Origin of the sequence: Arthrobacter sp. Y81, from assembly GCF_002929335.1 — a bacterium.
Classification (GTDB): domain Bacteria; phylum Actinomycetota; class Actinomycetes; order Actinomycetales; family Micrococcaceae; genus Arthrobacter.
Window position 1 is genome coordinate 275424 of the sequence record NZ_PJIL01000001.1, and the last position, 22612, is coordinate 298035.

The following is a 22612-nucleotide window of genomic DNA, read 5'->3' on the forward strand; positions in this document are numbered from 1 at the left end:
ATTGCCTGCCATGGCCTGATGCCACCGCTCGTGCCAAGATGTTGTGAATCCGGGGCAACAGGGCAGCCCCGGCCGGACAGGAGGCCGCTCGCTCATGGGCTACATCAATGATTTCAGCGTGGTCGGCCGCGACGACGTCGCGGTGGCGGGCGGCAAGGGTGCCGGACTGGGCGAACTCGTTCGAGCGGGCCTGCCGGTGCCCAGGGGATTCCTGCTGAACACAGCCGCCTACGAGCTGTACGTCCGGGACAACGGGCTGACCAAGCACATTCAGGCGGAAGCCGCCTTGCCTCTTTCCGCCACAACCCGGGAATACGAGGAGGCCTCCGGGCGCATCCGCGGGCTCTTCGCCGGCGGCGTGATGCCGGCGGCGATAGCGGAGGAGCTCCGCGACGCCTACCACCAGCTGGGGGCCGGCGAGGGCGGCGAAGCCGCTGTGGCCGTCCGGTCCTCCGCCACGGCCGAGGACCTCGCCTCGGCCAGTTTCGCGGGCCAGCAGGATACGTACCTCAACGTGCGCGGCAGCGATGCCCTCATCGAGGCGGTCATCAGCTGCTGGGCGTCCCTCTGGACCGCCCGCGCGATGGCCTACCGTGCCCGGGAGGGCATCCGGCCGGAGGACGTCCGGCTGGCCGTCGTGGTCCAGCAAATGGTGGCTGCCGACGCCGCCGGAGTCCTGTTCACTGCCAACCCTGCCACGGGCCGCCGCGACCAGATTGTGATCGGCGCTGCCTGGGGCCTGGGCGAATCCGTGGTCAGCGGCGCCGTGTCCACCGATGACATCGTCGTCGACGCCCCGACAGGCCGTGTGGTGTCCCGGCGGACGGCCGACAAGGAAACCATGACGGTCTATGCGGACCGGGGTACTCGCGAGGAACCGGTACCGGCGTCCCGCCGTCTTCAGCCCGTTCTGGACGACGCCGGGGCCTTCGCACTGGCCGGGTACGCAACACGCATCGCACAGCACCTCGGCTCCCCGCAGGACATTGAGTGGGCACGCTCGGACGGCGAATTCTTCATTCTGCAATCCAGGCCCATCACGGCGCTGCCCGAGCCTGCGGGTGAAACGCCGACTGACTGGAGCGTGCCCTACCCGAAGGGGCTCTACTTCCGCGCGAGCATCGTCGAACAGCTTCCCGATCCGCTTTCGCCGTTGTTCGCGGACCTGATTGACGGCTCAGTGTCGCGGTCGCTGAATGCCTTGCTGGACGAAGCGTTTGGCAAGAGCAGCCTCCGGGACGGCGATCTGGGGCTGCCCGCCATCAACGGCTACGCCTATTACTACTACCGCACGTCCGGGTTGTGGCGGCTGATGGGCAAGATGCCGGCCGCCGTCCGCGCCCTGATCCGGGGGGAAGCCCACATGGGAATCCCGGGCTGGCGGGACTATTCCCATCCGCGCTACGTGCACGTGGTGGAATCCTGGTCGGCCAAGCCCGTCACGGAGCTCACCGGGCAGGAGCTGCTGGAGGGCGTGTCAGCGCTGCTTGATGCCGGGACGGTGTACTACACGGCCGTCCAGTCCATCATTCCCATCGCGTCGTCCAGCGAACTCGCCTTCCAGAAGTTCTACGAATCGTTCGTTCGGCGGGACGCGGATCCACCGGCCCAGACGTTCCTGCTCGGCTACGAGAGCGAACCCATCCGGGCTGAGACGGCCCTCTTCGACCTCGCCGGGTGGTCCCGTGGAGTCCCCGGGCTCGCAGACGCCGTCCTGGGAACGCCAACAAAGTCCCTGGCCACGGCGCAACTGTCAGGGACACGTCCGGCCGGGATGGACGCAGGACTCTGGGAGCAGTGGGAACACCGGTTCCAGCTCCACCTGGACCGCTTCGGCCACACGGTCTATAACCTGGATTTCATCAATCCCGTGCCGGCCGATGACCCCTCCCCGCTGCTGGATACGCTGAAGTTCTACCTCCGCGGCCAGGGCAACGATCCGCACCGGAGACGGGAGCTCGCGGCCGCCCGCCGCGAGGACAGCACGGGTCGGATACTGGCCCGTCTGCACCCTGCGCGCCGGGCCGCTTTCGTACGGCTGCTCCGGTGGGCGCAGGGGTCGGCACCGATCCGCGAGGATGCGCTCGCCGACGTCGGACTCGGCTGGCCGCTGATGCGGCGGATGCTGCGTGAACTGGGACGGCGGCTGGTCGCTGCCGGACTCATTGCGGAACCTGATGACGTGTTCTGGCTCCGATACCAGGAAGCCAGCAGCGCCGTCGGATTCGGCCTTGCCGGCCCCAGCGGGCCGGCGGCCATTACCGGCGCTCAGCGGCCGGTGCTGGCGGAGGCGGTCGGGGAACGCCGGATGCGCTGGCGGGGCCAGCGCCAGGCCGCAGCCCCGCAGATGCTGCCCGAAATCCGGTGGCTGCAGCGGTCCCTGGCCGGGATGATGCCGGAGGGGTCCCAGGACCAGCAGGGGAACACGATCAAGGGTGTGGGTGCCAGCCAGGGCCGGGTCAGCGCTCCGGCCAGGGTGCTGGCCGGCCCCGAAGACTTCGCCCGGATGCAGCCGGGGGAGGTGCTGGTGGCCCGCATCACCACTCCGGCGTGGACCCCGCTGTTCGCCATGGCCTCGGCCGTGGTCACGGATGTGGGCGGCCCGTTGAGCCACAGCTCCATCGTGGCCAGGGAGTACGGCATCCCCGCGGTGCTCGGCACCGGGGTGGCGACCCGCCGGATCGCGAGCGGCCAGCAGATAGAGGTCGACGGCGACGCCGGCACCGTGACATTGGTACAGCCCGGCACGGCCTAGCTCCCGGACGACTGCCCGGCCGGGAGTTCCTCGTCCGATTCCACGCGGAGCAGCAGGGACAACGGGCTGTCAGCGCCGAACTCCGGCAGCGCCGCGCCGATCAGGAACAGGGTGACGTCCGCAGCAAACAACCGGTCCACAATGTCCAGGAACTTCTGCCACTCCGGCGAACCGGCAACGGGACCGGCCGGTGCCGGGATGCCGTCCACCACCCACTGCCCAAACCGGGCGGCCAGCGAAGCCATATCCCCGGCGGCCGCCCCCCTGAGTTCCGGGAAGCCGATCCACAAGAGGTCACCTTCGGCGCTTTTCACCGCCAGCGGCTTGCCGGCCACTTCCAGCGTGCGGCGCTGGCCGGGTGCAGGGACGAACAATCCGAACGTGCCCAGCTGCCGGGCCGTGCCGGGGATGATGATCCGCCCCGGCCGGAAGGCGGACTGCGGGCCGCCGGACAGTGGTTCGGTCATGGCGCAGGCTCCTAGAGCCAGCCCTTCCGTTTGAAAATGGCGTACATCAGCGCCGCCGTACCGGCCATCATGGCAATCGCAAGCGGATAGCCGAGCGTCCAGTGCAGTTCGGGCATATGGTCGAAGTTCATGCCGTAAACGCCGGCCACAAAGGACGGCGCGAAGAAGATGGCAGCCCATGACGAGATCTTCTTGACCTGCTCGTTCTGCCTGGCGCTCGCCTCATTTTGCCGGTTGGCAGTCAGGGTGCCGTCCAGGGTGAGCGCGTTCTGGAGGATGTCGCGGAAGGTGTCCGCGCGGGAGATCAGCCGCTCCACGTGGTCCTCGACGTCGCGGAGGTGGTGCTGCAGCTCCGTGTTCACTTCGTATTTGTCGAACCCGCGCCTGAGCAGCTGCATCATCCCCGGCAGCGGATGGATGGCCCGCTGGAACTGGATCACTTCGCGGGCCAGTTCGTAGATGCGGCGGGAGACCGAGGAATCCCCGCTGAACAGCTGATCCTCGATTTCATCGATGTCGTTCTCCAGTCCGGCAACAACGGGAACGTAGTCGTCCACCACCTGGTCCATCAGGGCGTAGAGCACCGCTTCCGGCCCGTGGCACAGGAGTTCGGGCCGGCCCTCCAGCCGCTGCCGCACCTGGGCCACACCGGCTGTCTCCGCATGCCGGACCGTGATCACGAAGTTCTTGCCCGTGAAGACGTGCAGCTCGCCGAACTCGACCGTTTCCGTTTCGTCGAGGTAGCGGGCAGGACGGAGCACGGTGAAGAGGACGTCGTCATAGCGTTCCAGCTTGGGACGCTGGTGGGCCGAGATGGCATCCTCCACGGCGAGCAGATGGAGTCCGAACTCCTGGGCCACCGCGGACATTTCGGCCTCGCTGGGCCGGTACAGGCCGATCCAGGCCATGCCGCCATGGTCTGCAATGGTCTCAAAGGTCTGTTCGAGGTTGTGCGGCTCAGCCGTCCGGTAGCCGTCCACGTATACGGCGTTGTCGATGATGGTCACGCGCCATTATCCCAGTGACTTGGCGCGCATGGCGGGCGCGGCGCTCTGGGCGAGCCTGCTGATGAGCGGTTCCGTGCGGTAGGGGATGTGCGTGTGCAGCGCGAGGACAGTCTCCGTGCGGATCACGCCCTTGATCCTGAGGATCGAGCGCAGCGCCGTCTGCAGGTTATGGGTATCCGTGGCCACCACTCGGCACCAGACGTCGCCCCGCCCGGAAATCTCGTGGACTTCCAGGACCTGCGGAATAAGGCGCAAGGCGCCCACCACGCCATCGAGCTCCCGGTGGCTGACTTCGATCGTCACGAAGGCGACGACGTCGTACCCCACCGCCTCGAGGTCGATCTCCCGTCCGCCGTCGTGCAGCAGGCCGGAGCGCAGCATCCGGCGGATCCGGGACTGGGCCGTGTTGCGGGCGATGCCCAGCGAGTCGCTGAGCTCGCCGATCTGGACCCGCGGATCGCGGATCAGTTCCAGCAGGATCTTCAGGTCCGTACTGTCCAGGCTGTTCAAATCATCACTCCGGTTCATCATCACCAGGCACCATTGACTGTTTTGATCAATTTTGGCATGAATTTTGGTATTCAGGATCAGATATGTCCCATTCTGTAGGTATCAATGTTTCGCCCGGACCGCGTCTGTTCCCACAAGGAACGGTCAGGCCGGCACTGCACGCAAAGGCACGCACATGACTGTCTTCAGCGAACTCCGCATGCGTCCGGCCACCGCCGGAGGCTGGGCATGGGACGCTTCCACCACGGCACGGCTCGTTATGGCGGGCGTTGTGATCTTCACGCTGCTCGTCGGCGCGAACCTCGCAACCCCGCTGTACCCGCTGCTTCAGGCGAATCTTGGCATCGGGTCATTCGGCATCACGGTGGCGTTCTCGGTGTATGTGCTTGCCCTCGTGTCCACGCTGATGCTTGCCGGGCACTGGTCCGATCACATCGGCCGCCGGGCGGCACTGCTCCTGGCCGTCGTCGTGGGACTGGCGGGCGGCCTGGTGTTCGCCAACGCCCACAGTCTGGCGATGCTTTCCGCCGGACGCGCCCTCCAGGGCATCGCCGTGGCGCTGGCCACCGGGGCCAGTTCCGCCGCGTTGCGCGAACTTCTGCCCGCCCGTCCCGACTGGGCCTCACGGTTCACCCTGCTGGCATCCGCCGGGGGAGTGGCCGCCGGTCCGGCCATTGGCGGAATCCTGTCCCTCCTGCCGGGGCCAACGTCCACGCCGTACTACCTTCACTCGCTGGTCCTTATCGCCATGCTCGTCCCGCTATACCTGCTCAAGGCGCGGCCGGCCATCACGTCCGTCGCGGGCCCGCAGCCGCTCAAGGTGCTGGCACCGCGCCGTCCGTCCGTTTCGAGCGAGGCCCGCGGCGCCTTCTGGCTTGCCTCGGCCGTCGGATTCCTCAGCTTCACCGTTTTTGGCTTCTGCCTTTCGCTCGCTCCCGGCTACTTTGCCCAGATCGTCGACGCCGATTCCCGCCCTCTTATCGGCGTGCTCGCCGGATTGACGCTCGGCGCTTCGGCCCTTAGCCAGCTGCTTGCAGTCCGCGGGAAGTTCGTGGTGCCGGCCGGCCTGGCCGTACTTGGAGTGTCGGTGCTCCTGATTGCCGCGGCCGCAGCATGGAGCAGTCCGTGGCTGCTGATCGCGGCAAGCTTGGCCGCGGGCGTGGGCCAGGGGGTGTCCTTCCGGACCGTGTTCAACGACGTGGCAGGAAAAGTGGAGGCCTCGAGGCACGCGCAAATCATCAGCACGGTCTACGTGATCACCTACCTCGGCAGTGCCCTCCCCGTAGTCGGCCTGGGCATGGCAACGGCGGCATACGGCCTGCAGGCGGCGGTAGCCGGCTTTGTGGTGCTGTGCGCACTCCTGGCGTTCGCCCTGGCCGCCGTGACGCTGGCTGCCGCCGTCCGCCGGCCGGCCTGAGCGGAGTAGTCCGGAGCAAGGCCGAGGACCGGGAGCCGAGCCGGACTTAGCGCGCTCCCGGAGCCCTCCGGGGCCTCAGCAGCTGTCGGCGTGCAAAGAAACTGTTGCAAACAAAGTGTTGCAAAGAAATGCTTGCAAAGGTTTCTTTGCAAGAGTATTTTTGAGGTATGAACAGTTCACGGGAGACGGCGTCACCCACAGCCCACGCCGCCGAAACAGCCCACGCCGCCGAAGTAGGCCGCGCCGCGGAGGCAGCCCACGCCGCCGAAGCGGGCCGCGCCGCGGCAGCCGGTTCAGCTGACGCCGGCCTCACGGCGGGGGAGGACCAGCCGTTCCCTGTCCGCCGGGTGGACACCGTGTCGCTGAAAGCGCTTGCGCACCCGCTGCGCGTGCAGATCCTCGAGATGCTCTCGCGCTACGGGGCGCAGACGGCCTGCAGCCTGGGCGAACTGCTCAACGAGTCCAGCGGTTCCACGAGCTACCACCTTCGCCAGCTGGCCAAGCACGACTTTGTCAGGGAAGTGGAAGGCAAGGGCACCGCGCGGGAGCGCTGGTGGGAACGCCCCCGCGGCGCCATCCAGATCACGTCCCCTGAGCTGGCAACGTCGCCGGCTACGGAGGAAGCCTCGCGGCTGGTCACCCGCGAGTTTGAACACAGCAGGCAGGCCGTGCTGGCGGACTTTATGGCACACGGCAGCGAAAGCCTTGACGCCGAATGGCTCCATGCGGCCCTCATCAGCACTGCGAATGCACGCCTGACTGCGGACCAGTTGGCGAGGTACACGCACGCCCTGGAGGCCTACGGCCACCGCCTGTTGGAGGATATCAGGAGCGAAGGCGAGCAGGAAGGCGCCCGCCCGGTGCAGATCCACCTGAACGCCTTCCCCATCCTTGGCGTTCCCGCTTCGGCGGGCGGCCGGGGCCGCACATCGCGGAACGCACCAGAGAACGCACAACCAGGAAGTCCTGAAAGGAAAGTGCCATGAGCACAGTCTCCGCCACCGGTTCGGCAGCCTGCAGCCCTTACCGCCGCCCGACCGTCGTCGAGTCGGCTGCGGCAGGACTGGGCTCCGCCCTGGTCCGTTGGGCCGAACGCCGGCGTGTCATTCTCTCCGACTGGGCCCAACGTGAACGCGCCGCAACGCTTCGCCGCGAGCAGTTGGACGTGCTGCGGACCGACATTATGGGCGCCGCGCATTCCGGGCTCTACATCTGGCACTAGGGGTTAGCGGCACCCAGGAAACTCAGTCGGGCAGCGGCCCGTGGTTGCCCTGGATGTGGTCGAACACCAGCGTGGTCTCGGTGTGGCCCACCACGGGATCAGTTGCCAGGTTGTCCAGGACCCAGTCGCGCAGGTCCTCGGTGGTCGCCACGGCGATGTGCAGCAGGTAATCCACCGAGCCGGACGTGTGGAAAGTGGAAAGCACAGCCGGAAGCCTGGGTACCCGCGACGTAAACCGGTCGATCTGTTCGCGGTCGTGGGCACGGAGCCTGACCGCGATGAGTGCCTGGACCGAACGGCCGATGGCGGACAGGCTCAGTTTCGCCTCGAACCCCTGGATGATCCCGCGTTCGGACAGTGCCCGGGTACGCATCAGTGCGGTGGACGGAGCTATGCCCACGAGCTCGGCCAACTGCTTGTTCGAAATCCTGGCGTCTTCCACCAGGGCGGCCAGCAGCCGCTCATCGATGGCGTCCAGCGGTTCGGTTCCCGCTCCGAGCCGAATATTCTTCGCACCGCTGCTCACAGGGCCTCCTCAAAGTGTTATGAGTTCATCATAAACTCCACTTTCCGACAGTTCCATTCGTACGGCCTGTGAAACTCCGAATTATTGCCAGATACTTGCCGGATTCAATGGCGAATAATTCAAAGGAGTTCCGTGCTATCTCTCGATTCACTGGCTGTCCACGCAGGCCGGAGCGGCCTCACCGAGCAGGGTGTCCATGCCGTGCCGATTGACCTGTCCACCACGGCGCCGCTTCCGTCAGTGCACGACGGCGGCCAGGCCTACGAACAAATGGCCACCGGCGGGGTGCATCTGGAAGGCCAGAGCACCGTCTACCAGCGCTTGTGGAACCCCACCGTTGCCCGCTTCGAGCAAGGTGTGGCCGTCCTGGAGGGCGCGCCCGAGGCCGTCGCGTTCGCCACCGGCATGGCAGCCCTTTCGGCGGTGCTGCTCGCAACGGTGGCGGCCGGCAAGAAGCATGTGGTGGCGGTCCGTCCGCTGTACGGCGGGAGCGACCATGTCCTCGCCTCGGGCGTACTGGGCACCGAGGTGACCTTTACGACGCCGGATGGCGTTCGCGCCGCGCTGCGTCCGGATACCGGACTGGTGATTGTGGAGACACCCGCCAACCCAAGCCTGGAGCTCGTGGACATCACACGGCTGGCCGCCGACGCCGACGGCGTCCCGCTCCTGGTCGACAACACGTTCGCCAGCCCCGTGCTCCAGCAGCCGCTCAGCCATGGCGCCACGCTGGTGCTGCACAGCGCCACCAAGTTCCTCGGCGGCCACGGGGACGCCATGGGCGGGGTGGTGGCCACGTCACCGGAGTGGGCCACCAGGCTCCGCCAGGTCCGTGCCGTGACCGGCGGCATCCTGACACCGTGGCCGGCCTACCTGCTCCACCGCGGACTGGCCACGCTCCCGGTGCGCGTCCGGGCGCAGCAGGCAACAGCGCACAAGGTCGCCGCCGCGCTCGCCGGCCACGGGCTGGTGAAGGCTGTCCACTACCCGGGGCTCCCGGAGTGCGATCCGCTGGGGCTGGTGGGCACCCAGATGTCCGGCCCCGGTTCGCTGATGGCCTTTGAACTGTCCAGTGCGGAGCACGCCGAGAGGATTCCGGCCGAGGTCAGGATGATCACGCACGCCGTTTCCCTCGGCGGCATCGACACTCTCATCCAGCACCCGGCGGGGCTGACCCACCGACCCGTCGCCGCCGAGGCAAAGCCCCATGCCCGGCTGCTGAGGCTGTCTGTCGGATTGGAAGACGCCGCAGACATCGTGGCGGACCTGGTGCAGGCAATCGAGGGAACCCGCTAGCTGGACCGCTCAGGCTGGCAGCGTTTGGCCGGCACGTTTCGTTTGCCCGTCACCCGACGCGGGATGCACGACGGCGGTGATCACCGCCGTCGTGCATCCCAGCCCGATGACCGCCAGGGCAAGCGCCGTCCACCCGAACGACTGGAAGACCAGGCCGCCGGCCCACCCGATGACGCTGGAGCCCAGGTAGTAGGCGAGGTTGTACAGGGAGGCGGCCTGCGCCCTGCCCGTCGTGGCGATTCCTCCGGTCCAGCCGGCCCCGATGCTGTGCGCCGCAAAGAAGCCGCCGGTGAAGACCAGCAGCCCGGCCAGGATCAGCACCAGCAACTGCGTCAGGGTCAGCACGAGGCCCAGGACCATCAGCACGATGCCGGCCAGCAGGATGGTCCGCCGCCCAAACTTCAGCGTAAGTCCGGCGGCCAGCCGGGAGGTCACGGTCCCGGACAGGTAGGCCACGAAGATGAGGCTGATCAGGGTGGCTGGAAGTCCGAACGGATCCCCGGAGAGGCGGAATCCGAGGTAGTTGTAGACGGCCACGAAACCGCCCATGAGCAGGAACGCCTGCACATAGAGGGCCAGAAGGCGGGGATTGCGGAGATGGCCTGCCAGAGTCCTCGCGCCTCCGCGCAATCCGCTGGCCCGTGCGGGGGTGAAGCCGCGGGCCTTGGGCACCAGGAGCAGGAAAAGGACGGCGGCAACGGCGGCAAGCAGCGAAACGGCCAATGTTGCCGCCCGCCATCCCCATAGTTCCCCCACAGGACCGGCAACAAGCCGCCCCGCGAGCCCGCCCAGGGTGGTGCCCGCGACATAGGTCCCTGCGGCCAGCGCGGCGTGCGCCTTGTGGACCTCCTCGTTCAGGTAGGCAATGGCGATCGCCGGAATCCCGCCCAGCGCCATGCCCTCGAGCAGCCTGAGGCCCAGGAGGATGGGAAAAGTGGCGGCCAGGGGCGCCAGAAGGCCCAGGACGGTCGCAGCCAGGATGCCCAGGGTCATGGCCCTGACCCGGCCGATCCTGTCTGCCAGGAAGGACCACGGGATGACTGTGACGGCGAGTCCCACCGTCGCGAGGGAGATGGTGAGGGCAGCTTCGGCCGCCGTGATCTGCAGGTCGGTTGCCATGATGGGCAGTACGGCCTGGGTGGAGTAGAGCTGGGCGAACGTTGCCACCCCGGCGAACGCCAGCCCCGCCAGAAGCCTTCCGTACGCCGCCGAGCCCTTCGGATGGCCGTCCCACGGCTCGGGTTTCGGCGGATTGTGCGTTGACAGCAGGGGCATGAAGCCAGCGTAGACGGACGAAAGGTATGCTTCCAATGCATGATTTACATAGAATAAATGTCTGTATCGGATCAATCTTCGGGAGGCCCGATGGACATCGATCACAAACAGCTGGTGCAGCTGCTGCCCTTGCTTCCCGTCCTGTCCGAGCTCGGGCGGACGCAGCACGTAACGGAAACAGCGGAATTGCTGGGCATACCCCAGTCCACTGTCAGCCGGGCGCTCGCCCGCGCCAGCGCCGTCGTGGGCACTGACCTGCTGATCCGTGACGGCAGGGGAGTCCGGCTGACTCCGGCGGCCAAGGCGCTGCTGCCGTACGTTGACTCGGCGCTCAACGAGTTCCGGACGGGGCTGGATTTGGTGCGGCACGAATCCGAGGTGGTGCGCGGGAGGATCGCCGTGGCGTTCCAGCACACCTTTGGCGAGGCGACGCTGCCGCTGCTGATCAGCGTCTTCCGCAGCCGCCATCCGCAGACCGCTTTCGACCTCAGCCAGGGTGCCCGGGACGCGTGCCTGGCCGAACTCGCGGCGGGAACCGCTGACCTGGCCCTGACTGCGCCCGTCGCACCGGCGGGCCGGAGCATCGGCATAGCCGCCCTGTACCGGGAACCGCTGCGGCTGGTGGTGCACCATGAACATCGCCTGGCCGGCCGGAAGAGCGCACGGATGGCGGACATCAGGCAGGATCCGTTTGTGGCGATGGGACCCGGATACGGCCTGCGCTCGCTGACGGACGCGCTGTTCCGCGAAGCGGGCCTCCGCCCGCGGATCGCCTTTGAAAGCCAGGATTCCCACACCGTCCGCGGCCTCGTGTCCGCCGGGCTCGGTGTCAGCATCCTTCCACCCGGCGGACTGGCTCCCGGCCGGGCGGTGACACCGCACACCGGCCACCTGGGCTGGGTGGAGGTGCCGCTGGAATCAGACCTGGCATTCCGTGAAATCGGCCTCGCATGGCGGGAGCGCCGCGGCGGCCCCGAGGGCGAGCCGGACCAGGTCAGGCTGTTCCGCGAGCTGGTGGTAACCGAGGGGCCGGCGCTGCTGGCCGGACTCGTCCGGTCACGTTCGGAAGGCTGACGCCGCCCCGCGGATCAGGAAAGTTTGGACCCGGCCAGCAGCCCGGCCATGATGGCCGAGACCGGTCCCGCTGCCGCCTGCCGCCACCCGGTTCCCGCCCAGAGATTCAACCGCTCCGCATCGCCGGCCGCGGCGGCCGCTGCGCGTATCGGGGCGGTGAGGTGGTGGATTGCCGGGTACCCCTCTGGTGCATCCTCATGGTCCCTGGCAAAGGAATTGCCCAGGGCCCGCGCCTGCCTGCCGGTGAAGGCACGCGTCAGGCGTGTGTCCGTGAAAACGGGGCTGGCGAGGGCGTCCTTGTGCAGTTGCCTCGCGCCGCTTTCATCGCTGCGGACAAAAGCCGTGCCCAGCTGGGCTGCCGTTGCGCCGGCGGCCAGCACGGAGTCAAGGCCCGCGGAATCCATGATCCCGCCGGCCGCAACCAGGGGAACGCCGACGGCGGCCCGCACCTCGGCGACCAGTTCCGCCGTCGTGCGGTGGGTGGGGGAGGCTGCGCTGCCGGGCGCCAGGAAAGCCCCGCTGTGTCCGCCTGCGCTCCCGTGCTGGACGGCCACAACGTCGGCTCCCCGCTCCACGGCCAGCAGGGCTTCGGCCTTGCTGGTGACGGTGGCAATGACCATGGAACCGGCCCGCTTGAACGCGCGCACTTCGTCCTGCTCCGGCAGCCCGAAAGTGAAGCTGACAAACTCCACCGGGTCCGCCAGCAGGGCATCGACCTTGCCCTGCCACTCGTCATCGTCGTCGAGCCGCAGTTCGGGAAGCGACACCCCGTAGCGCCGGGCGTCCGGCTCAAGGCTCCGCCGGTAGTCCTCCAAGGCTGCCCGGACCGGGGCCGGCGGGTTCAGCTGGGCCCGGTCGGGCACGAAGAGGTTCATGCCGAACCGGGCACCGGCGGAGCGGACCTCGCGGATTTCGGCCTCCATGGCCGCCACGCCCTTATAGCCCGCGGCAAGGAAACCCACGCCGCCGGCGTGGTGAACGGCCTGCACGAACCGGGATGTTGATGTGCCCCCGGCCATGGGAGCCGCGATGATTCTTGTACCGAATATGGCGCCTGTCATTCCCTGCTCCCTGTAGCGACTCAGTAGTCTGTTCACGTGACTAATTCTGACAACCTGCCGGCAACGGATTCTGTTCCTTCCACCGGCGGGGCCCACGCCGCGCCGCCCGTTATGCAGGCGGGTCTGCCGGCCGGCGCCGTGATCGGCCTGGACATCGGCGGCACCAAAACACGCGGTGTCCGCTTCGAGAACGGGCAGCCCGTGGCCGATGAAAGCGTCGGCAGCTCCAATGTGCAAAACGTCAGCCGCGAGGAAGCGGCACTGCGCCTGGCCGAGCTCTTTGGCCGGATCGGCGGGGGCACGGTGGCCCAGGTCTACGCCGGAGCCGGCGGAATTGACACGGAGGAGGACGCAGCCGCGCTCGCGGCGCTGATCGCTCCGCATGTGCCCGAAGCGAAGATCACGGTGGTCCACGACTCCCGGCTCTTGCTGGCAGCCGGCGGGGCGAGCACGGGCGTGGCCGTTATCGCCGGCACCGGCTCCGCGGCCTGGGGCAAGAACGCGGAGGGCGAAGAAGCCCGCGCGGGAGGTTGGGGCTACCTGCTCGGGGACGAGGGCAGCGGCTATTGGCTGGGGCGCGAAGCTGTCCGCCACAGCCTCCGCCGGATGAACCAGGGTTTGGAGCCGGACGAACTCACCACGGCGCTGCTGCGGTCCTGCAACGTCGAGGACCCCAACAAGCTCATTGCCCTGTTCCACTCGCCGGAGACCGGGCGCCGCTTCTGGGCGCAGCAGGCCCGGTTTGTGGTCGAGGCCGCGGACGCGGGTCACGAAGCCAGCCGGGCGCTGGTTGAGCAGGCGGGCCGGGACCTGGCGGGCCTGACCGCCCAGGCATTGACGAAGCTGGGGATTAAGGGGCCGGTGATCCTCGGTGGCGGCCTCGGCATGAACGTGCCACTTCTGCAGGAATCCTTCAGGCGCAGCCTTGCCGCCGAAGGCGTGACGGATGTGCGTGTGCTGGAGCAGGACCCCGTCTTCGGCGTCCTGCAGCTGGTGGCCGAGCAGGGCTAGCCGTCAGGAACGCGTGCGCGGGCGGAGCCGGACGCCGGGCAGCGCCGGAGCAGGGATGCGCCCGGCCTCGGCTCCCGCGTCCGGGCCGTGGCCCCGGACCAGGCCAAAGCGCGATGCCTCGGCGCCCGGGTCCGGAAGGCCGGCCTGGGCTTCCCAGTCCTGGCGCGCCTCTGCCACCTCGTCGTGGGTCCGGCCCACGAAATTCCACCACATCAGGAGCTCTTCCTGGAACGGTTCCCCGCCGAGCAGGATGAAGCGCGTCTCCGGAAGCGCGTCCAGTTCAAGCAGTTGGCGGCCCGTACCGAGGTAGCCCAGCGGACCCGGCGGAACGTCCTGGCCGTCGATGGTAATGCCGCCGTCGAGCACCAGCACCGCATGCTCAAACTCCGGGTCAAGAGGCAGCATGACGGGGCCGCTGCAGCTGATGTCTGCTCCGACAATCTGCGAGTACATGGTTGCTGGTGAAGTCGTTCCAGCGAAGCTTCCCACCATGACCGTTGCGGTGAAGCCGGTTCCGGCAACTTCCGGAAGGTCGCGGTGCTGCTCGAATGCCGGGGCCCGGTGGCGCTCTCCGTCCGGCAGGGCGACCCACAGCTGAAGGCCCCGCTGCAGCGGAAGCTCCGCTCCGCCGTCGTGCTGACCGTGCTGATGGTGCGGCAGCACGGCGAACTCGGAGTGGGAGACGCCGCGGCCCGCGGTCATGATGTTGAGCTCCCCCGGGCGCACGATCACGTCGCTGCCCACGCTGTCGCGGTGCCTGATGTTGCCGGTGAGCGGCCAGGTCACTGTCTGCAGGCCGGTGTGCGGATGCGGCAGCACGGACATGGCCACCCGGTCCGGACCAAAGCTGTCCAGGAAGCACCAGGCGCCGACGGTGGGGAGGCCACGTTGCGGAAGCGTCCGCAGGACGTTCATGGCCCGGACTCCTCCCAGCGGGACCTCCCGTGCCGGCCATAACTGCAGGCACGGGCCGTTTCCGGCGTACCCTCCGGGTTGTCCGGGCGGGCACAGTTCTTCCCTGGGGCTCACTTCAAGGTTCGTCACAGACCAACTCTAGGCCGAACGCCCGGTTACCGGCAGTGGCCCCGCCCATGACCCCTAGCCAAGCCGGGGCCGGACGGCTTACGCTTGAAAAGCCGCCGGCCCTTAGGGCCGGTGAAGCGGACGGCCCCACATCGAAGTCGTGGCCGTGAACCAGGGGAGGTGGAGACGATGACTGCAATATTCCTGCGCGCCAAGCGCCTCAGCAAAGTCATTAATCCTGCCCCGGACCATCGCATGTCCTGACCCGCATCCACCTGAATCACCGGGCCTGAATCGCCGCGCAGAAATCGCACTGGCCGGCTCAAGCAGCGGAGTCCATGCAACGGGGCCTCACCAGAGGTTCTCCATTGAGTACAACATCCGGTCACATGGTGACCGCAGATTTTTCAGCAACCAACAATTCAACTTCACCTCACGGGCATCCTGCGTTGGCCGGTCCCGTGCAGTTCGGCTTCACCGCCTCAACGGCAGCGCTGTTTGAGGCCCATCCCGTGCCGGGTGGCCAGAGCCCCGGGCGGGTGGTCCGCGTCGACCGGAACAGGGTCCTGGTCGCGGGGGCGGCGGAGCACTGGCATCTGCCTTATCCAAGCCACGGCGAGGTTCCCGCCACCGGGGACTGGGTCTGGCTCGGTGCCAACGCCGTGGGGGAACCCGCCGTCATCAGCGTGTTGCCGCGGCAATCGGCGCTGAGCCGCAAGCGGGCCTTTGAGGCATCCTCGGAAGCCCAGGTCCTGGGCGCCAATGTGGATGTAGTCGGGGTCGTGGTCCCGGTGGACCGGCCGCTCACCCACAACCGGCTGGAGCGGACACTCGTGGCGGCGTGGGACTCGGGGGCCACTCCGCTGGTGATCATCACCAAAGCCGATCTTGCCGACATCGCGGACGACGTCGTCGGAAAGGTCATCCTGCAGGCCGCCGGTGTTGATGTGGTCACCACGGCGGCGGAACATGGCGATGGCCTTGATGAACTGCTCGGACACGTCCCGGCCGGCGCGACGCTTGTCCTGCTGGGGCCCTCCGGCGCCGGGAAGTCCACGCTGATCAACGCCCTGGCGGGGCACCGCGTGCAGGAGGTCGGGCCGGTGCGTGCGGGCGACGGCAAGGGCAGGCACACCACCACGTCCCGGGAGCTCGTTCCGCTGCCCGGGGGAGCCGTGCTCATGGACACCCCCGGAGTACGCGGGTTCGGGCTCTTCGACGCGGACGACGGGATGGGGGAGATGTTCGGCGACCTGGAGGAGCTGTTCAGCCAGTGCCGCTTCGCCGACTGTGCGCACGACCGGGAACCCGGCTGTGCTATCCAGGGCGCGCTCGCCGACGGGACCCTGGAAATGCGCCGGTGGGAGAGCTACCTCAAGCTCCAACGTGAGCTTGCGGCCCTGAACCGCCGGCATGACGCGGCAGCCCGGAGGGCCTACCAGCGGGAATGGCACCAAAAGGTGGTGGTGGCCGGCAAGAGCCAGCGGGCGGCCGAGCGGTACGGCCAGGAAGCGGCCGGTGACCGCGCCGGCGGGGACGGAAAACGGGGTAAACGCAAGCGCAGGTGACGTGCCGCCGGGGAGGGCGCAGCGGTGCCGGACAGCTCAGGATGACACGTCCGGCACCGCCACCCATCCAAAAGGCGCAGGTCACCGAATGCTTACGGTAACCGCGGCACCGCTGACTTTGGCGGGGCCGCTGGTTACGCTGTGTAATACCTGCTTTACAGCCGAAAATCAGTGAGCTTATGATCTTCTGGCTTGTCCGTCCGATGTTGCCGCCAACAGTAAGGTAAGCCGGGAAATGGCTGAAGCCATGATCGAATTCCAGAGCGTCACCAAGCAGTACCAGAGCGGGCAGCCGGCCGTTGACAACCTGACCATGTCCATCGACAAAGGCTCCATCACGGTTTTTGTTGGTCCGTCCGGATGCGGGAAGACCACCTCCCTGCGGATGATCAACCGCATGGTGGAGCCCACTTCCGGCACCATCACTGTGGACGGCAAGGACGTGACGTCCGTGCCCGCGGCGCAGCTGCGCCGGTCCATGGGGTACGTCATGCAGTCCTCGGGACTGATGCCGCACCGTTCGGTGCTGGACAACATCGCCACCGTCCCGCGGCTGAACGGGGTCTCCAAAGCGGAGGCACGCCAGCGCGCCCAGGAACTGCTCGACGTCGTCGGGCTCGCTTCGGTGCTCGGCAAGCGCTACCCCTCCCAGCTGTCCGGCGGCCAGCAGCAGCGCGTGGGCGTGGCGCGCGCCCTCGCCGCAGATCCGCCCGTACTGCTGATGGACGAACCCTTCAGCGCCGTGGATCCGGTCGTTCGCGACGAACTGCAGCAGGAGCTGCTCAGGCTGCAGCGGGACCTGGCCAAGACCATCGTTTTCGTCACCCATGACATCGACGAAGCCACGGTCCTGGGGGACAAGGTCGCCGTCTTCGCCACCAGCGGCAAGCTGGCGCAGTACGCGACGCCGGAGGAAATCCTGCGCGCACCGGCCAACGACTTCGTAGCGTCCTTCGTGGGCAAGGACCGGGGGTTCCGCCACCTGGCGTTCAGCCCGTCCGACGCCGTCACCCTCCACGAGGTCCCCACCGTCAGCCAGAGCGGCCTGGCGGCCGGCGCGGCAGGTTCTGCCACGGACGACTGGCTGCTCGTGGTGGACGCGGATTCGCGCCCGCTGGGCTGGACCAGCCCGGGCGCGGGACCAGCGCTCATCCCCGGCGGATCGCTCTTCCGGAAAGGGGAGACCCTCCGCCGGGCCCTGGACGCGGCGCTCTCCTCGCCCTCGGGGCTGGGCGTTGCCGTGGACGCAGACGGCCGGCTTGCCGGCGTCCTCAAAGCGGATGAGTTGCTGGCGGTCATTGAATCGGCCCGGCTGGTCCGGCAGGGTGCCCTCTGATGGAATGGTTCCTGGCCAACAGCGGGCGGGTGTTCGAACTCGCCGGCCAGCACCTGGTGCTGGCCATCCTGCCCATGGTCTTTGGTTTGCTGCTCTCGATTCCGCTCGCCCAGTTCGCCCGGCGAAACAGGACCCTGCGCTCTGTGGTGGTCACGGCGACGTCCCTGCTATATACGGTGCCGTCCCTCGCCTTGTTCATCATCCTTCCCTCGATCCTGGGGACCAGGGTCCTGGACCCGGTCAACGTGATTGTGGCACTCACGATTTACGCGGTGGCCCTCCTGGTGCGGGCCGCCCTCGACGCTTTCGACTCGGTGGATGACGACCTTCGCCAGGCCGCCGTTGCCATGGGCTTCAAGCCCGGTGCGCGTTTCGTCCAGATCGATCTTCCGCTCTCCCTGCCGGTGCTGTTCGCCGGGTTGCGTGTGGTGTCGGTCAGCAACATCTCGCTGGTGAGCGTGGCCGCCCTGCTGGGCATCGGGAACCTGGGGATGCTGTTCACCTCCGGACTCCAACGGGGCTTCATTACCGAGGTGGTGGTCGGGATCATTGCCATTCTGGTTCTGGCACTGGTGATGGATGCGGTGCTCGTGCTCCTGGAACGGCTCCTGACGCCGTGGACCAGGGCTGCAACAAGAACGGACAGGGCCGGTCTCGCCTCGGCGGCGGAGCGGTTGTCCGATGTCCGGGCAGGCGGTGCCTCCGCATGAGCAATGTCTTTACGGATACCTTCGCCTGGCTGGGGGACCCCCTGAACTGGGCCGGCAGCACGGGAATTCCCGTCCGGCTGGCAGAGCACCTCCAGTACACAGGCCTCGTGATGCTGATCGCCACGGCCATCGCCGTCCCAATCGGCCTCTATGTCGGCCACACCGGCCGCGGCCGGGTGGCGGTTGTTGCGTTGGCCGGAGCGCTGCGGGCACTGCCCACCCTTGGCCTGCTGACTCTCTTCGTCCTCCTGGCCGGCATCGGACTGATGCCTCCGATCTGGGCCCTCGTGATTCTCACGGTGCCCCCGCTGCTCGCAGGCACCTATGCGGGGATTGCCAGCGTGGACCGGAACGTGGTGGACGCCGCCCGCGCCATGGGTATGACGGAACTGCAGGTGCTGTTCCGGGCGGAAGTCCCCAATGCCCTGACGGTAATGTTCGGAGGATTCCGGACCGGCGTGCTGCAGGTGATCGCCACCGTTTCGGTAGTTGCGTATATCAATCTGGGCGGCCTGGGCCGGTATCTTTTCGATGGCCTGGTGTTGTCCGATTTTCCGCAAATGCTCGGCGGTTCGCTCCTGATAGCCGGACTGGCCATCGCCGTTGACCTGATTCTCGCCGTTTTCCAGAGGCTGTTCCTGTCCAGGAGAGTTTCTGCCACGCCAGACCGGAGCCAGCAGGCACCGGTTGATCTCACAGACCCCGTGTCCGCGGAGCCTGTTCTTCAAGGAGGTACGTCATGAAGGAAACCCACTCTAGAGTCCTGGGCCGGCGCGCATTCGGCGGCCTGGCCGCCGGCGTCGGGCTTGCCCTGACGCTGTCCGCGTGCGGCGGAGGGTCGGACCCCCTGGGAAGCGCGCCCGCCACGGGCGGCTCGGGATCAGGTTCGGCGCTGGTGATCGGTTCCGCCGACTTCCCGGAAAGCCAGATCATTGCAGAGGTCTACGCGGGTGCCCTGAACGCGGCCGGCGTGACTGCAAGCACCAAGCCCAACATCGGGTCCCGCGAGGTGTACTTCAAGGCTGTCCAGGACGGGTCCGTGGACGTCATCCCCGACTACAGCGGCAACCTCCTGCTGCATGTGGACAAGGAAGCCACCGAGGTGTCGGCGGACGACATCTTCAAGGCGCTCCCGGCCAAGCTGCCGGAGGGACTGGCCGTGCTGGAGGCTTCCACGGCTGAGGACAAGGACGCCATGGTGGTGACCAAGGCGACAGCGGAGAAGTACCAGCTCAAGTCCATCGAAGACCTCGCCAAGGTCTGCAGCGAGCTGGTGGTCGGCGCCCCGGCTACCTTCGCCGAGCGCGCGTACGGCCTGCCCGGCCTGAAAAAGAACTACAGCTGCGAGCCGAAGAAGCTGGAACCGTTCAGCGACGGCGGCGGCCCCATCACCGTGAAGGCGCTGCTCGAGGACCAGGTGCAGGTCGCGGACATCTACACCACGACGCCGGCCATCGCCGACAATGACCTGGTGGTCCTGGAGGACCCCAAGAACAACTTCATCGCCCAGCAGGTCCTGCCGCTGTACAACAAGGCCAAGATGACGGACAAGGCCAAGGAAGCGCTCAACTCCGTGTCCAAGATCCTCACCACGGAAGACCTGATCAACCTCAACCGTGCCGTCAGCGGCACGCAGAAGCAGAACCCGAAGGACGCAGCAGCGGCCTGGCTCAAGGACAAGGGGCTGGTTAAGTAGCCGGAGCCCGACGGCGCCTTCCGGACTTCACGGTCCGGCGGGCGCCGTCGTCGTTTTCCTCGGCTGCTGGCCGAAGCGGCACCACGTCGCTCCCGTGTGAGTCAAGTCTCAGCTGAAGTACATCCGCCATATGGCATATTTGATGGATGGCAGAATTCAAGCAGTCCACCAAGCTTCATAATGTCCTCTACGACATCCGTGGACCGATTCTTCAGGCCGCCCAGCAGATGGAGGCAGAGGGTCACCGCATCCTCAAACTGAACATCGGAAACCCGGCCCCGTTTGGTTTTGAAGCGCCGGACGCGATTTTGGTGGACATGATCCGCCACCTGCCGCATGCCCAGGGCTACAGTGATTCCCGCGGCATATTTTCCGCCCGGACCGCCGTGTCGCAGTACTACCAGACCCGCGGGATCCAGAACATCCACGTGGATGATATCTACCTCGGCAACGGCGTCAGTGAACTCATCACCATGTCGCTCATGGCGCTCCTCGACGACGGCGACGAGGTCCTTATCCCCACACCGGACTACCCGCTGTGGACCGCCTCCGTGGCCCTCGCAAGCGGGCGGCCTGTGCACTACCTCTGCGATGAGGAGTCCGGCTGGCAGCCGGACCTGGAGGACCTCGAATCCAAGATCACCCCGCGCACCAAGGGAATCGTGGTAATCAACCCGAACAACCCCACCGGTGCGGTGTATCCCGAAGAGACACTGAAGAAGATCGTGGCCCTCGCCGAAAAGCACGGACTGGTCCTCTTCGCGGATGAAATCTACGAGAAGATCCTGTACGAGGACGCCGTCCACGTGAACCTTGCCGGCCTCACCGGCGACGACGTCCTGTGCCTGACCTTCAGCGGACTTTCCAAGGCGTACCGGGTGTGCGGGTACCGGGCCGGCTGGATGGCGATTTCCGGGCCGAAGAAGGACGCCGCCGATTACCTCGAAGGCATCAGCCTGCTGGCCAACATGCGCCTCTGCGCCAACGTACCGGCGCAGCATGCCATCCAGACAGCTTTGGGCGGATACCAGAGCATCAACGACCTGATCCTGCCCGGCGGGCGCCTGCTGGAACAGCGGAACAAGGCCTACGACCTGCTCAACGCCATCCCCGGTGTCAGCACCCAGCAGGCCAGGGGAGCGCTGTACCTCTTCCCCAAACTGGACCCCGAGGTCTTCCACATCCGCGACGACGAAAAGTTCGTCCTGGACCTGCTTCGCGATCAGAAGATCCTCGTTTCCCACGGGCGTGCCTTCAACTGGGTCCGGCCGGACCACTTCCGGATGGTCACCCTGCCCAACGTGAAGGACATCGAAGAGGCAATTGGCCGCATGGGGGACTTCCTGAGCCGGTACCAGGGGAACTAGCCTGATGGCAGCAACGCCGCCCGGGGGCTCCCGGGCGGCGGCAGCCGGAATGTGCCGCGTTGAGGCGGCACTCCGGTCTGGTGGCACATCGGCGGAAGGCACCACATGGCAGGCATCGAAGATTTCGACAAGCACCCCTCCGGGACCCTGGTAGCGGGTGACGGATTCAAGCTGGCCGATGTGGATCCTGATTCCACGCCGGGCTATCCGGGCGACAAAGCGGATGGCCGGGCACTCCTTGCCGAACTGGACGGGAAGCTCACCACCCTCCAGGAGAAGCTGTTCGCAGAGGCCAAATTTGGCGGCAGCAAGCGCATCCTGCTGATCCTCCAGGCCATGGACACCGCGGGCAAAGGCGGCATCGTGGCCCACGTTGTGGGTGCCATGGACCCGCAGGGTGTGCAGCTCAAGGCGTTCAAGGCGCCCACCGACGAGGAAAAAGCCTATGACTTCCTCTGGCGGATCGAGAAGGAAGTCCCCGCGGCCGGGATGGTGGGTGTCTTCGACCGGTCCCACTACGAGGATGTGCTCATCCACCGGGTCCGCGGCTGGGCATCCCCGGAAGAGTTGGAGCGGCGCTACACCGCGATCAACGAATTTGAAGCCAGGCTGACGGCCTCCGGTACCCGGATCGTCAAGGTGATGCTGAACATCAGCCGGGATGAACAGAAGGCCCGGCTGCTCGCGCGGCTGGATGATTCCTCGAAGCACTGGAAGTACAGCAGCGGCGACTTGAAGGAGCGCGCTTTCTGGGACGACTACATGGCCGCATACCAGGTGGCCTTTGACAAGACACACACTGAGGTGGCGCCCTGGCATGTGGTCCCGGCAAACAAGAAGTGGTACGCGCGCATCGCCGTGCAGCAGCTGCTGCTACACGCCATGGAAGACCTCCATCTGGATTGGCCCGCCGCCGAGTACGACGTTGCCTTGGAACGCAGCATGGTGGAAAGGTCCTGATCCGGCGGCCCGGGACCCGGGCGGCCTAAGGCCCGGGGCGGACTAAGACTCCGGCCCGGCCTGGTTCCTGGCAGCGGCCAGCCGTTTGCGGGCGCCTTCGAGCCATTCCTCACAGCGCTTGGCCAACGCTTCGCCCCTCTCCCACAACGCGAGTGAGTCCTCAAGGCTGGCGCCGCCGGCTTCGAGCTTGCCCACCACGGCCACGAGCTGTTCGCGGGCCTCCTCGTAGCTCAGTCCTTCGATGTCCGCGTTCGGTTTCTGTTCTGCTGCCAATGTGCTGCTCCTTGCTGGTGGTAAGTGGACTGGGCGGTTCCGGTGTGTTTGTCCGGCA

22 protein-coding genes are annotated in these 22612 nt (G+C 67.0%); 14 read left to right on the top strand and 8 right to left on the bottom strand.

Going from position 1 to position 22612, the window contains the following annotated elements:
• Positions 1 to 94: 94 nt before the first annotated feature.
• The gene (locus tag CXQ91_RS01335; RefSeq protein ID WP_104172121.1) at positions 95 to 2755 is read left to right on the top strand and encodes a PEP/pyruvate-binding domain-containing protein; all 2661 of its coding nucleotides are present in this window, start codon (positions 95 to 97) and stop codon (positions 2753 to 2755) included.
• Here the strand turns inward: CXQ91_RS01335 and CXQ91_RS01340 are convergent.
• From CXQ91_RS01340 to CXQ91_RS01350, 3 genes are read right to left on the bottom strand one after another with little or no spacing between them, the layout of a single operon-like run.
• The gene (locus CXQ91_RS01340; protein ID WP_104172122.1) at positions 2752 to 3222 is read right to left on the bottom strand and encodes a cell division protein ZapE; all 471 of its coding nucleotides are present in this window, start codon (positions 3220 to 3222) and stop codon (positions 2752 to 2754) included. The genes CXQ91_RS01335 and CXQ91_RS01340 overlap by 4 nt on opposite strands.
• An 11-nt stretch (positions 3223 to 3233) precedes the next feature.
• Positions 3234 to 4229 (bottom strand): magnesium/cobalt transporter CorA, encoded by a 996-nt coding sequence (gene corA / locus CXQ91_RS01345; protein WP_104172123.1) that lies wholly within the window; start codon positions 4227 to 4229, stop codon positions 3234 to 3236.
• A gap of 6 nt (positions 4230 to 4235) precedes the next feature.
• Positions 4236 to 4739, bottom strand: coding sequence for an Lrp/AsnC family transcriptional regulator (locus tag CXQ91_RS01350; protein ID WP_374953604.1), 504 nt, complete (start codon positions 4737 to 4739; stop codon positions 4236 to 4238).
• A 175-nt stretch (positions 4740 to 4914) separates the two neighbouring features.
• Between CXQ91_RS01350 and CXQ91_RS01355 the strand changes: the two genes are divergently transcribed.
• The 3 genes from CXQ91_RS01355 to CXQ91_RS01370 all read left to right on the top strand — a co-directional run bounded on the left by CXQ91_RS01355 (position 4915) and on the right by CXQ91_RS01370 (position 7378).
• Entirely contained in the window at positions 4915 to 6156 is a 1242-nt protein-coding gene (locus CXQ91_RS01355; RefSeq protein WP_104172124.1) for an MFS transporter, read from the top strand.
• Between the two features lie 167 nt (positions 6157 to 6323).
• Positions 6324 to 7142, top strand: coding sequence for a helix-turn-helix domain-containing protein (locus CXQ91_RS01365; protein ID WP_258073785.1), 819 nt, complete (start codon positions 6324 to 6326; stop codon positions 7140 to 7142).
• Complete coding sequence (locus tag CXQ91_RS01370) at positions 7139 to 7378, top strand: 2-nitropropane dioxygenase (RefSeq protein WP_104172126.1); 240 nt, start codon at positions 7139 to 7141, stop codon at positions 7376 to 7378. The genes CXQ91_RS01365 and CXQ91_RS01370 overlap by 4 nt, the downstream gene beginning before the upstream one ends.
• Positions 7379 to 7400: 22 nt before the next feature.
• Here the strand turns inward: CXQ91_RS01370 and CXQ91_RS01375 are convergent, their stop codons facing one another.
• On the bottom strand, positions 7401 to 7904 hold the full coding sequence (locus CXQ91_RS01375; protein ID WP_104172127.1) for an Lrp/AsnC family transcriptional regulator: 504 nt from the start codon (positions 7902 to 7904) through the stop codon (positions 7401 to 7403).
• 132 nt (positions 7905 to 8036) lie between these two features.
• On the opposite strand from CXQ91_RS01375, the gene CXQ91_RS01380 reads away from it, so the two are divergent.
• Positions 8037 to 9200, top strand: a complete 1164-nt coding sequence (locus tag CXQ91_RS01380; protein ID WP_104172128.1) for a PLP-dependent aspartate aminotransferase family protein — start codon at positions 8037 to 8039, stop codon at positions 9198 to 9200.
• Positions 9201 to 9209: 9 nt separating this feature from the next.
• Here the strand turns inward: CXQ91_RS01380 and CXQ91_RS01385 are convergent, their stop codons facing one another.
• A complete protein-coding gene (locus CXQ91_RS01385) occupies positions 9210 to 10475 on the bottom strand; it encodes an MFS transporter (protein ID WP_104172408.1) in 1266 nt (421 codons plus the stop codon).
• Between the two features lie 90 nt (positions 10476 to 10565).
• Here CXQ91_RS01385 and CXQ91_RS01390 point away from each other — a divergent pair, with 90 nt between their 5' ends.
• Positions 10566 to 11549, top strand: a complete 984-nt coding sequence (locus tag CXQ91_RS01390) for a LysR family transcriptional regulator (protein ID WP_104172129.1) — start codon at positions 10566 to 10568, stop codon at positions 11547 to 11549.
• A 14-nt stretch (positions 11550 to 11563) separates the two neighbouring features.
• Here the strand turns inward: CXQ91_RS01390 and CXQ91_RS01395 are convergent, their stop codons facing one another.
• Positions 11564 to 12610, bottom strand: a complete 1047-nt coding sequence (locus CXQ91_RS01395; RefSeq protein ID WP_104172130.1) for a nitronate monooxygenase — start codon at positions 12608 to 12610, stop codon at positions 11564 to 11566.
• Positions 12611 to 12646: 36 nt separating this feature from the next.
• Here CXQ91_RS01395 and CXQ91_RS01400 point away from each other — a divergent pair, with 36 nt between their 5' ends.
• Positions 12647 to 13621: an N-acetylglucosamine kinase gene (locus CXQ91_RS01400; protein ID WP_374953605.1), complete on the top strand. Its 975-nt coding sequence runs from the start codon at positions 12647 to 12649 to the stop codon at positions 13619 to 13621.
• A 3-nt stretch (positions 13622 to 13624) separates the two neighbouring features.
• Here CXQ91_RS01400 and CXQ91_RS01405 read toward each other — a convergent pair whose 3' ends face one another.
• Positions 13625 to 14665 carry a pirin family protein gene (locus CXQ91_RS01405; protein WP_104172132.1) on the bottom strand — a complete coding sequence of 347 codons (1041 nt, stop codon included), beginning with the start codon at positions 14663 to 14665 and terminating at the stop codon, positions 13625 to 13627.
• Between the two features lie 368 nt (positions 14666 to 15033).
• Here CXQ91_RS01405 and rsgA point away from each other — a divergent pair, with 368 nt between their 5' ends.
• From rsgA to CXQ91_RS01440, 7 genes are all read left to right on the top strand, one after another.
• Positions 15034 to 16212, top strand: a complete 1179-nt coding sequence (gene rsgA, locus CXQ91_RS01410; protein WP_258073786.1) for a ribosome small subunit-dependent GTPase A — start codon at positions 15034 to 15036, stop codon at positions 16210 to 16212.
• Positions 16213 to 16447: 235 nt separating this feature from the next.
• Positions 16448 to 17548: an ABC transporter ATP-binding protein gene (locus CXQ91_RS01415; protein ID WP_104172134.1), complete on the top strand. Its 1101-nt coding sequence runs from the start codon at positions 16448 to 16450 to the stop codon at positions 17546 to 17548.
• The gene (locus CXQ91_RS01420) at positions 17548 to 18258 is read left to right on the top strand and encodes an ABC transporter permease (RefSeq protein ID WP_104172135.1); all 711 of its coding nucleotides are present in this window, start codon (positions 17548 to 17550) and stop codon (positions 18256 to 18258) included. Before CXQ91_RS01415 ends, CXQ91_RS01420 begins: the two co-directional genes overlap by 1 nt.
• Positions 18255 to 19001 carry an ABC transporter permease gene (locus CXQ91_RS01425; protein ID WP_104172136.1) on the top strand — a complete coding sequence of 249 codons (747 nt, stop codon included), beginning with the start codon at positions 18255 to 18257 and terminating at the stop codon, positions 18999 to 19001. Before CXQ91_RS01420 ends, CXQ91_RS01425 begins: the two co-directional genes overlap by 4 nt.
• Positions 18998 to 19954 (top strand): ABC transporter substrate-binding protein, encoded by a 957-nt coding sequence (locus CXQ91_RS01430; RefSeq protein WP_104172137.1) that lies wholly within the window; start codon positions 18998 to 19000, stop codon positions 19952 to 19954. The genes CXQ91_RS01425 and CXQ91_RS01430 overlap by 4 nt, the downstream gene beginning before the upstream one ends.
• 146 nt (positions 19955 to 20100) lie before the next feature.
• The gene (locus tag CXQ91_RS01435; protein WP_104172138.1) at positions 20101 to 21321 is read left to right on the top strand and encodes a pyridoxal phosphate-dependent aminotransferase; all 1221 of its coding nucleotides are present in this window, start codon (positions 20101 to 20103) and stop codon (positions 21319 to 21321) included.
• Positions 21322 to 21426: 105 nt separating this feature from the next.
• The gene (locus CXQ91_RS01440) at positions 21427 to 22281 is read left to right on the top strand and encodes a polyphosphate kinase 2 family protein (protein WP_104172139.1); all 855 of its coding nucleotides are present in this window, start codon (positions 21427 to 21429) and stop codon (positions 22279 to 22281) included.
• A 42-nt stretch (positions 22282 to 22323) separates the two neighbouring features.
• Here CXQ91_RS01440 and CXQ91_RS01445 read toward each other — a convergent pair whose 3' ends face one another.
• Positions 22324 to 22554 (bottom strand): exodeoxyribonuclease VII small subunit, encoded by a 231-nt coding sequence (locus CXQ91_RS01445; protein WP_104172140.1) that lies wholly within the window; start codon positions 22552 to 22554, stop codon positions 22324 to 22326.
• Positions 22555 to 22612: the final 58 nt, after the last annotated feature.

What these genes read in the sequence shown, in the direction of transcription:
- CXQ91_RS01335 (WP_104172121.1), top strand. Translation starts at nt 95, where the DNA reads ATGGGCTACATCAATGATTTCAGCGTGGTCGGCCGCGACGACGTCGCG.
- CXQ91_RS01340 (WP_104172122.1), bottom strand. Translation starts at nt 3,222, where the DNA reads ATGACCGAACCACTGTCCGGCGGCCCGCAGTCCGCCTTCCGGCCGGGG.
- CXQ91_RS01355 (WP_104172124.1), top strand. Translation starts at nt 4,915, where the DNA reads ATGACTGTCTTCAGCGAACTCCGCATGCGTCCGGCCACCGCCGGAGGC.
- CXQ91_RS01365 (WP_258073785.1), top strand. Translation starts at nt 6,324, where the DNA reads ATGAACAGTTCACGGGAGACGGCGTCACCCACAGCCCACGCCGCCGAA.
- CXQ91_RS01370 (WP_104172126.1), top strand. Translation starts at nt 7,139, where the DNA reads ATGAGCACAGTCTCCGCCACCGGTTCGGCAGCCTGCAGCCCTTACCGC.
- CXQ91_RS01385 (WP_104172408.1), bottom strand. Translation starts at nt 10,475, where the DNA reads ATGCCCCTGCTGTCAACGCACAATCCGCCGAAACCCGAGCCGTGGGAC.
- CXQ91_RS01390 (WP_104172129.1), top strand. Translation starts at nt 10,566, where the DNA reads ATGGACATCGATCACAAACAGCTGGTGCAGCTGCTGCCCTTGCTTCCC.
- CXQ91_RS01395 (WP_104172130.1), bottom strand. Translation starts at nt 12,610, where the DNA reads ATGACAGGCGCCATATTCGGTACAAGAATCATCGCGGCTCCCATGGCC.
- rsgA (WP_258073786.1), top strand. Translation starts at nt 15,034, where the DNA reads ATGGTGACCGCAGATTTTTCAGCAACCAACAATTCAACTTCACCTCAC.
- CXQ91_RS01415 (WP_104172134.1), top strand. Translation starts at nt 16,448, where the DNA reads ATGGCTGAAGCCATGATCGAATTCCAGAGCGTCACCAAGCAGTACCAG.
- CXQ91_RS01420 (WP_104172135.1), top strand. Translation starts at nt 17,548, where the DNA reads ATGGAATGGTTCCTGGCCAACAGCGGGCGGGTGTTCGAACTCGCCGGC.
- CXQ91_RS01425 (WP_104172136.1), top strand. Translation starts at nt 18,255, where the DNA reads ATGAGCAATGTCTTTACGGATACCTTCGCCTGGCTGGGGGACCCCCTG.
- CXQ91_RS01430 (WP_104172137.1), top strand. Translation starts at nt 18,998, where the DNA reads ATGAAGGAAACCCACTCTAGAGTCCTGGGCCGGCGCGCATTCGGCGGC.
- CXQ91_RS01435 (WP_104172138.1), top strand. Translation starts at nt 20,101, where the DNA reads ATGGCAGAATTCAAGCAGTCCACCAAGCTTCATAATGTCCTCTACGAC.
- CXQ91_RS01440 (WP_104172139.1), top strand. Translation starts at nt 21,427, where the DNA reads ATGGCAGGCATCGAAGATTTCGACAAGCACCCCTCCGGGACCCTGGTA.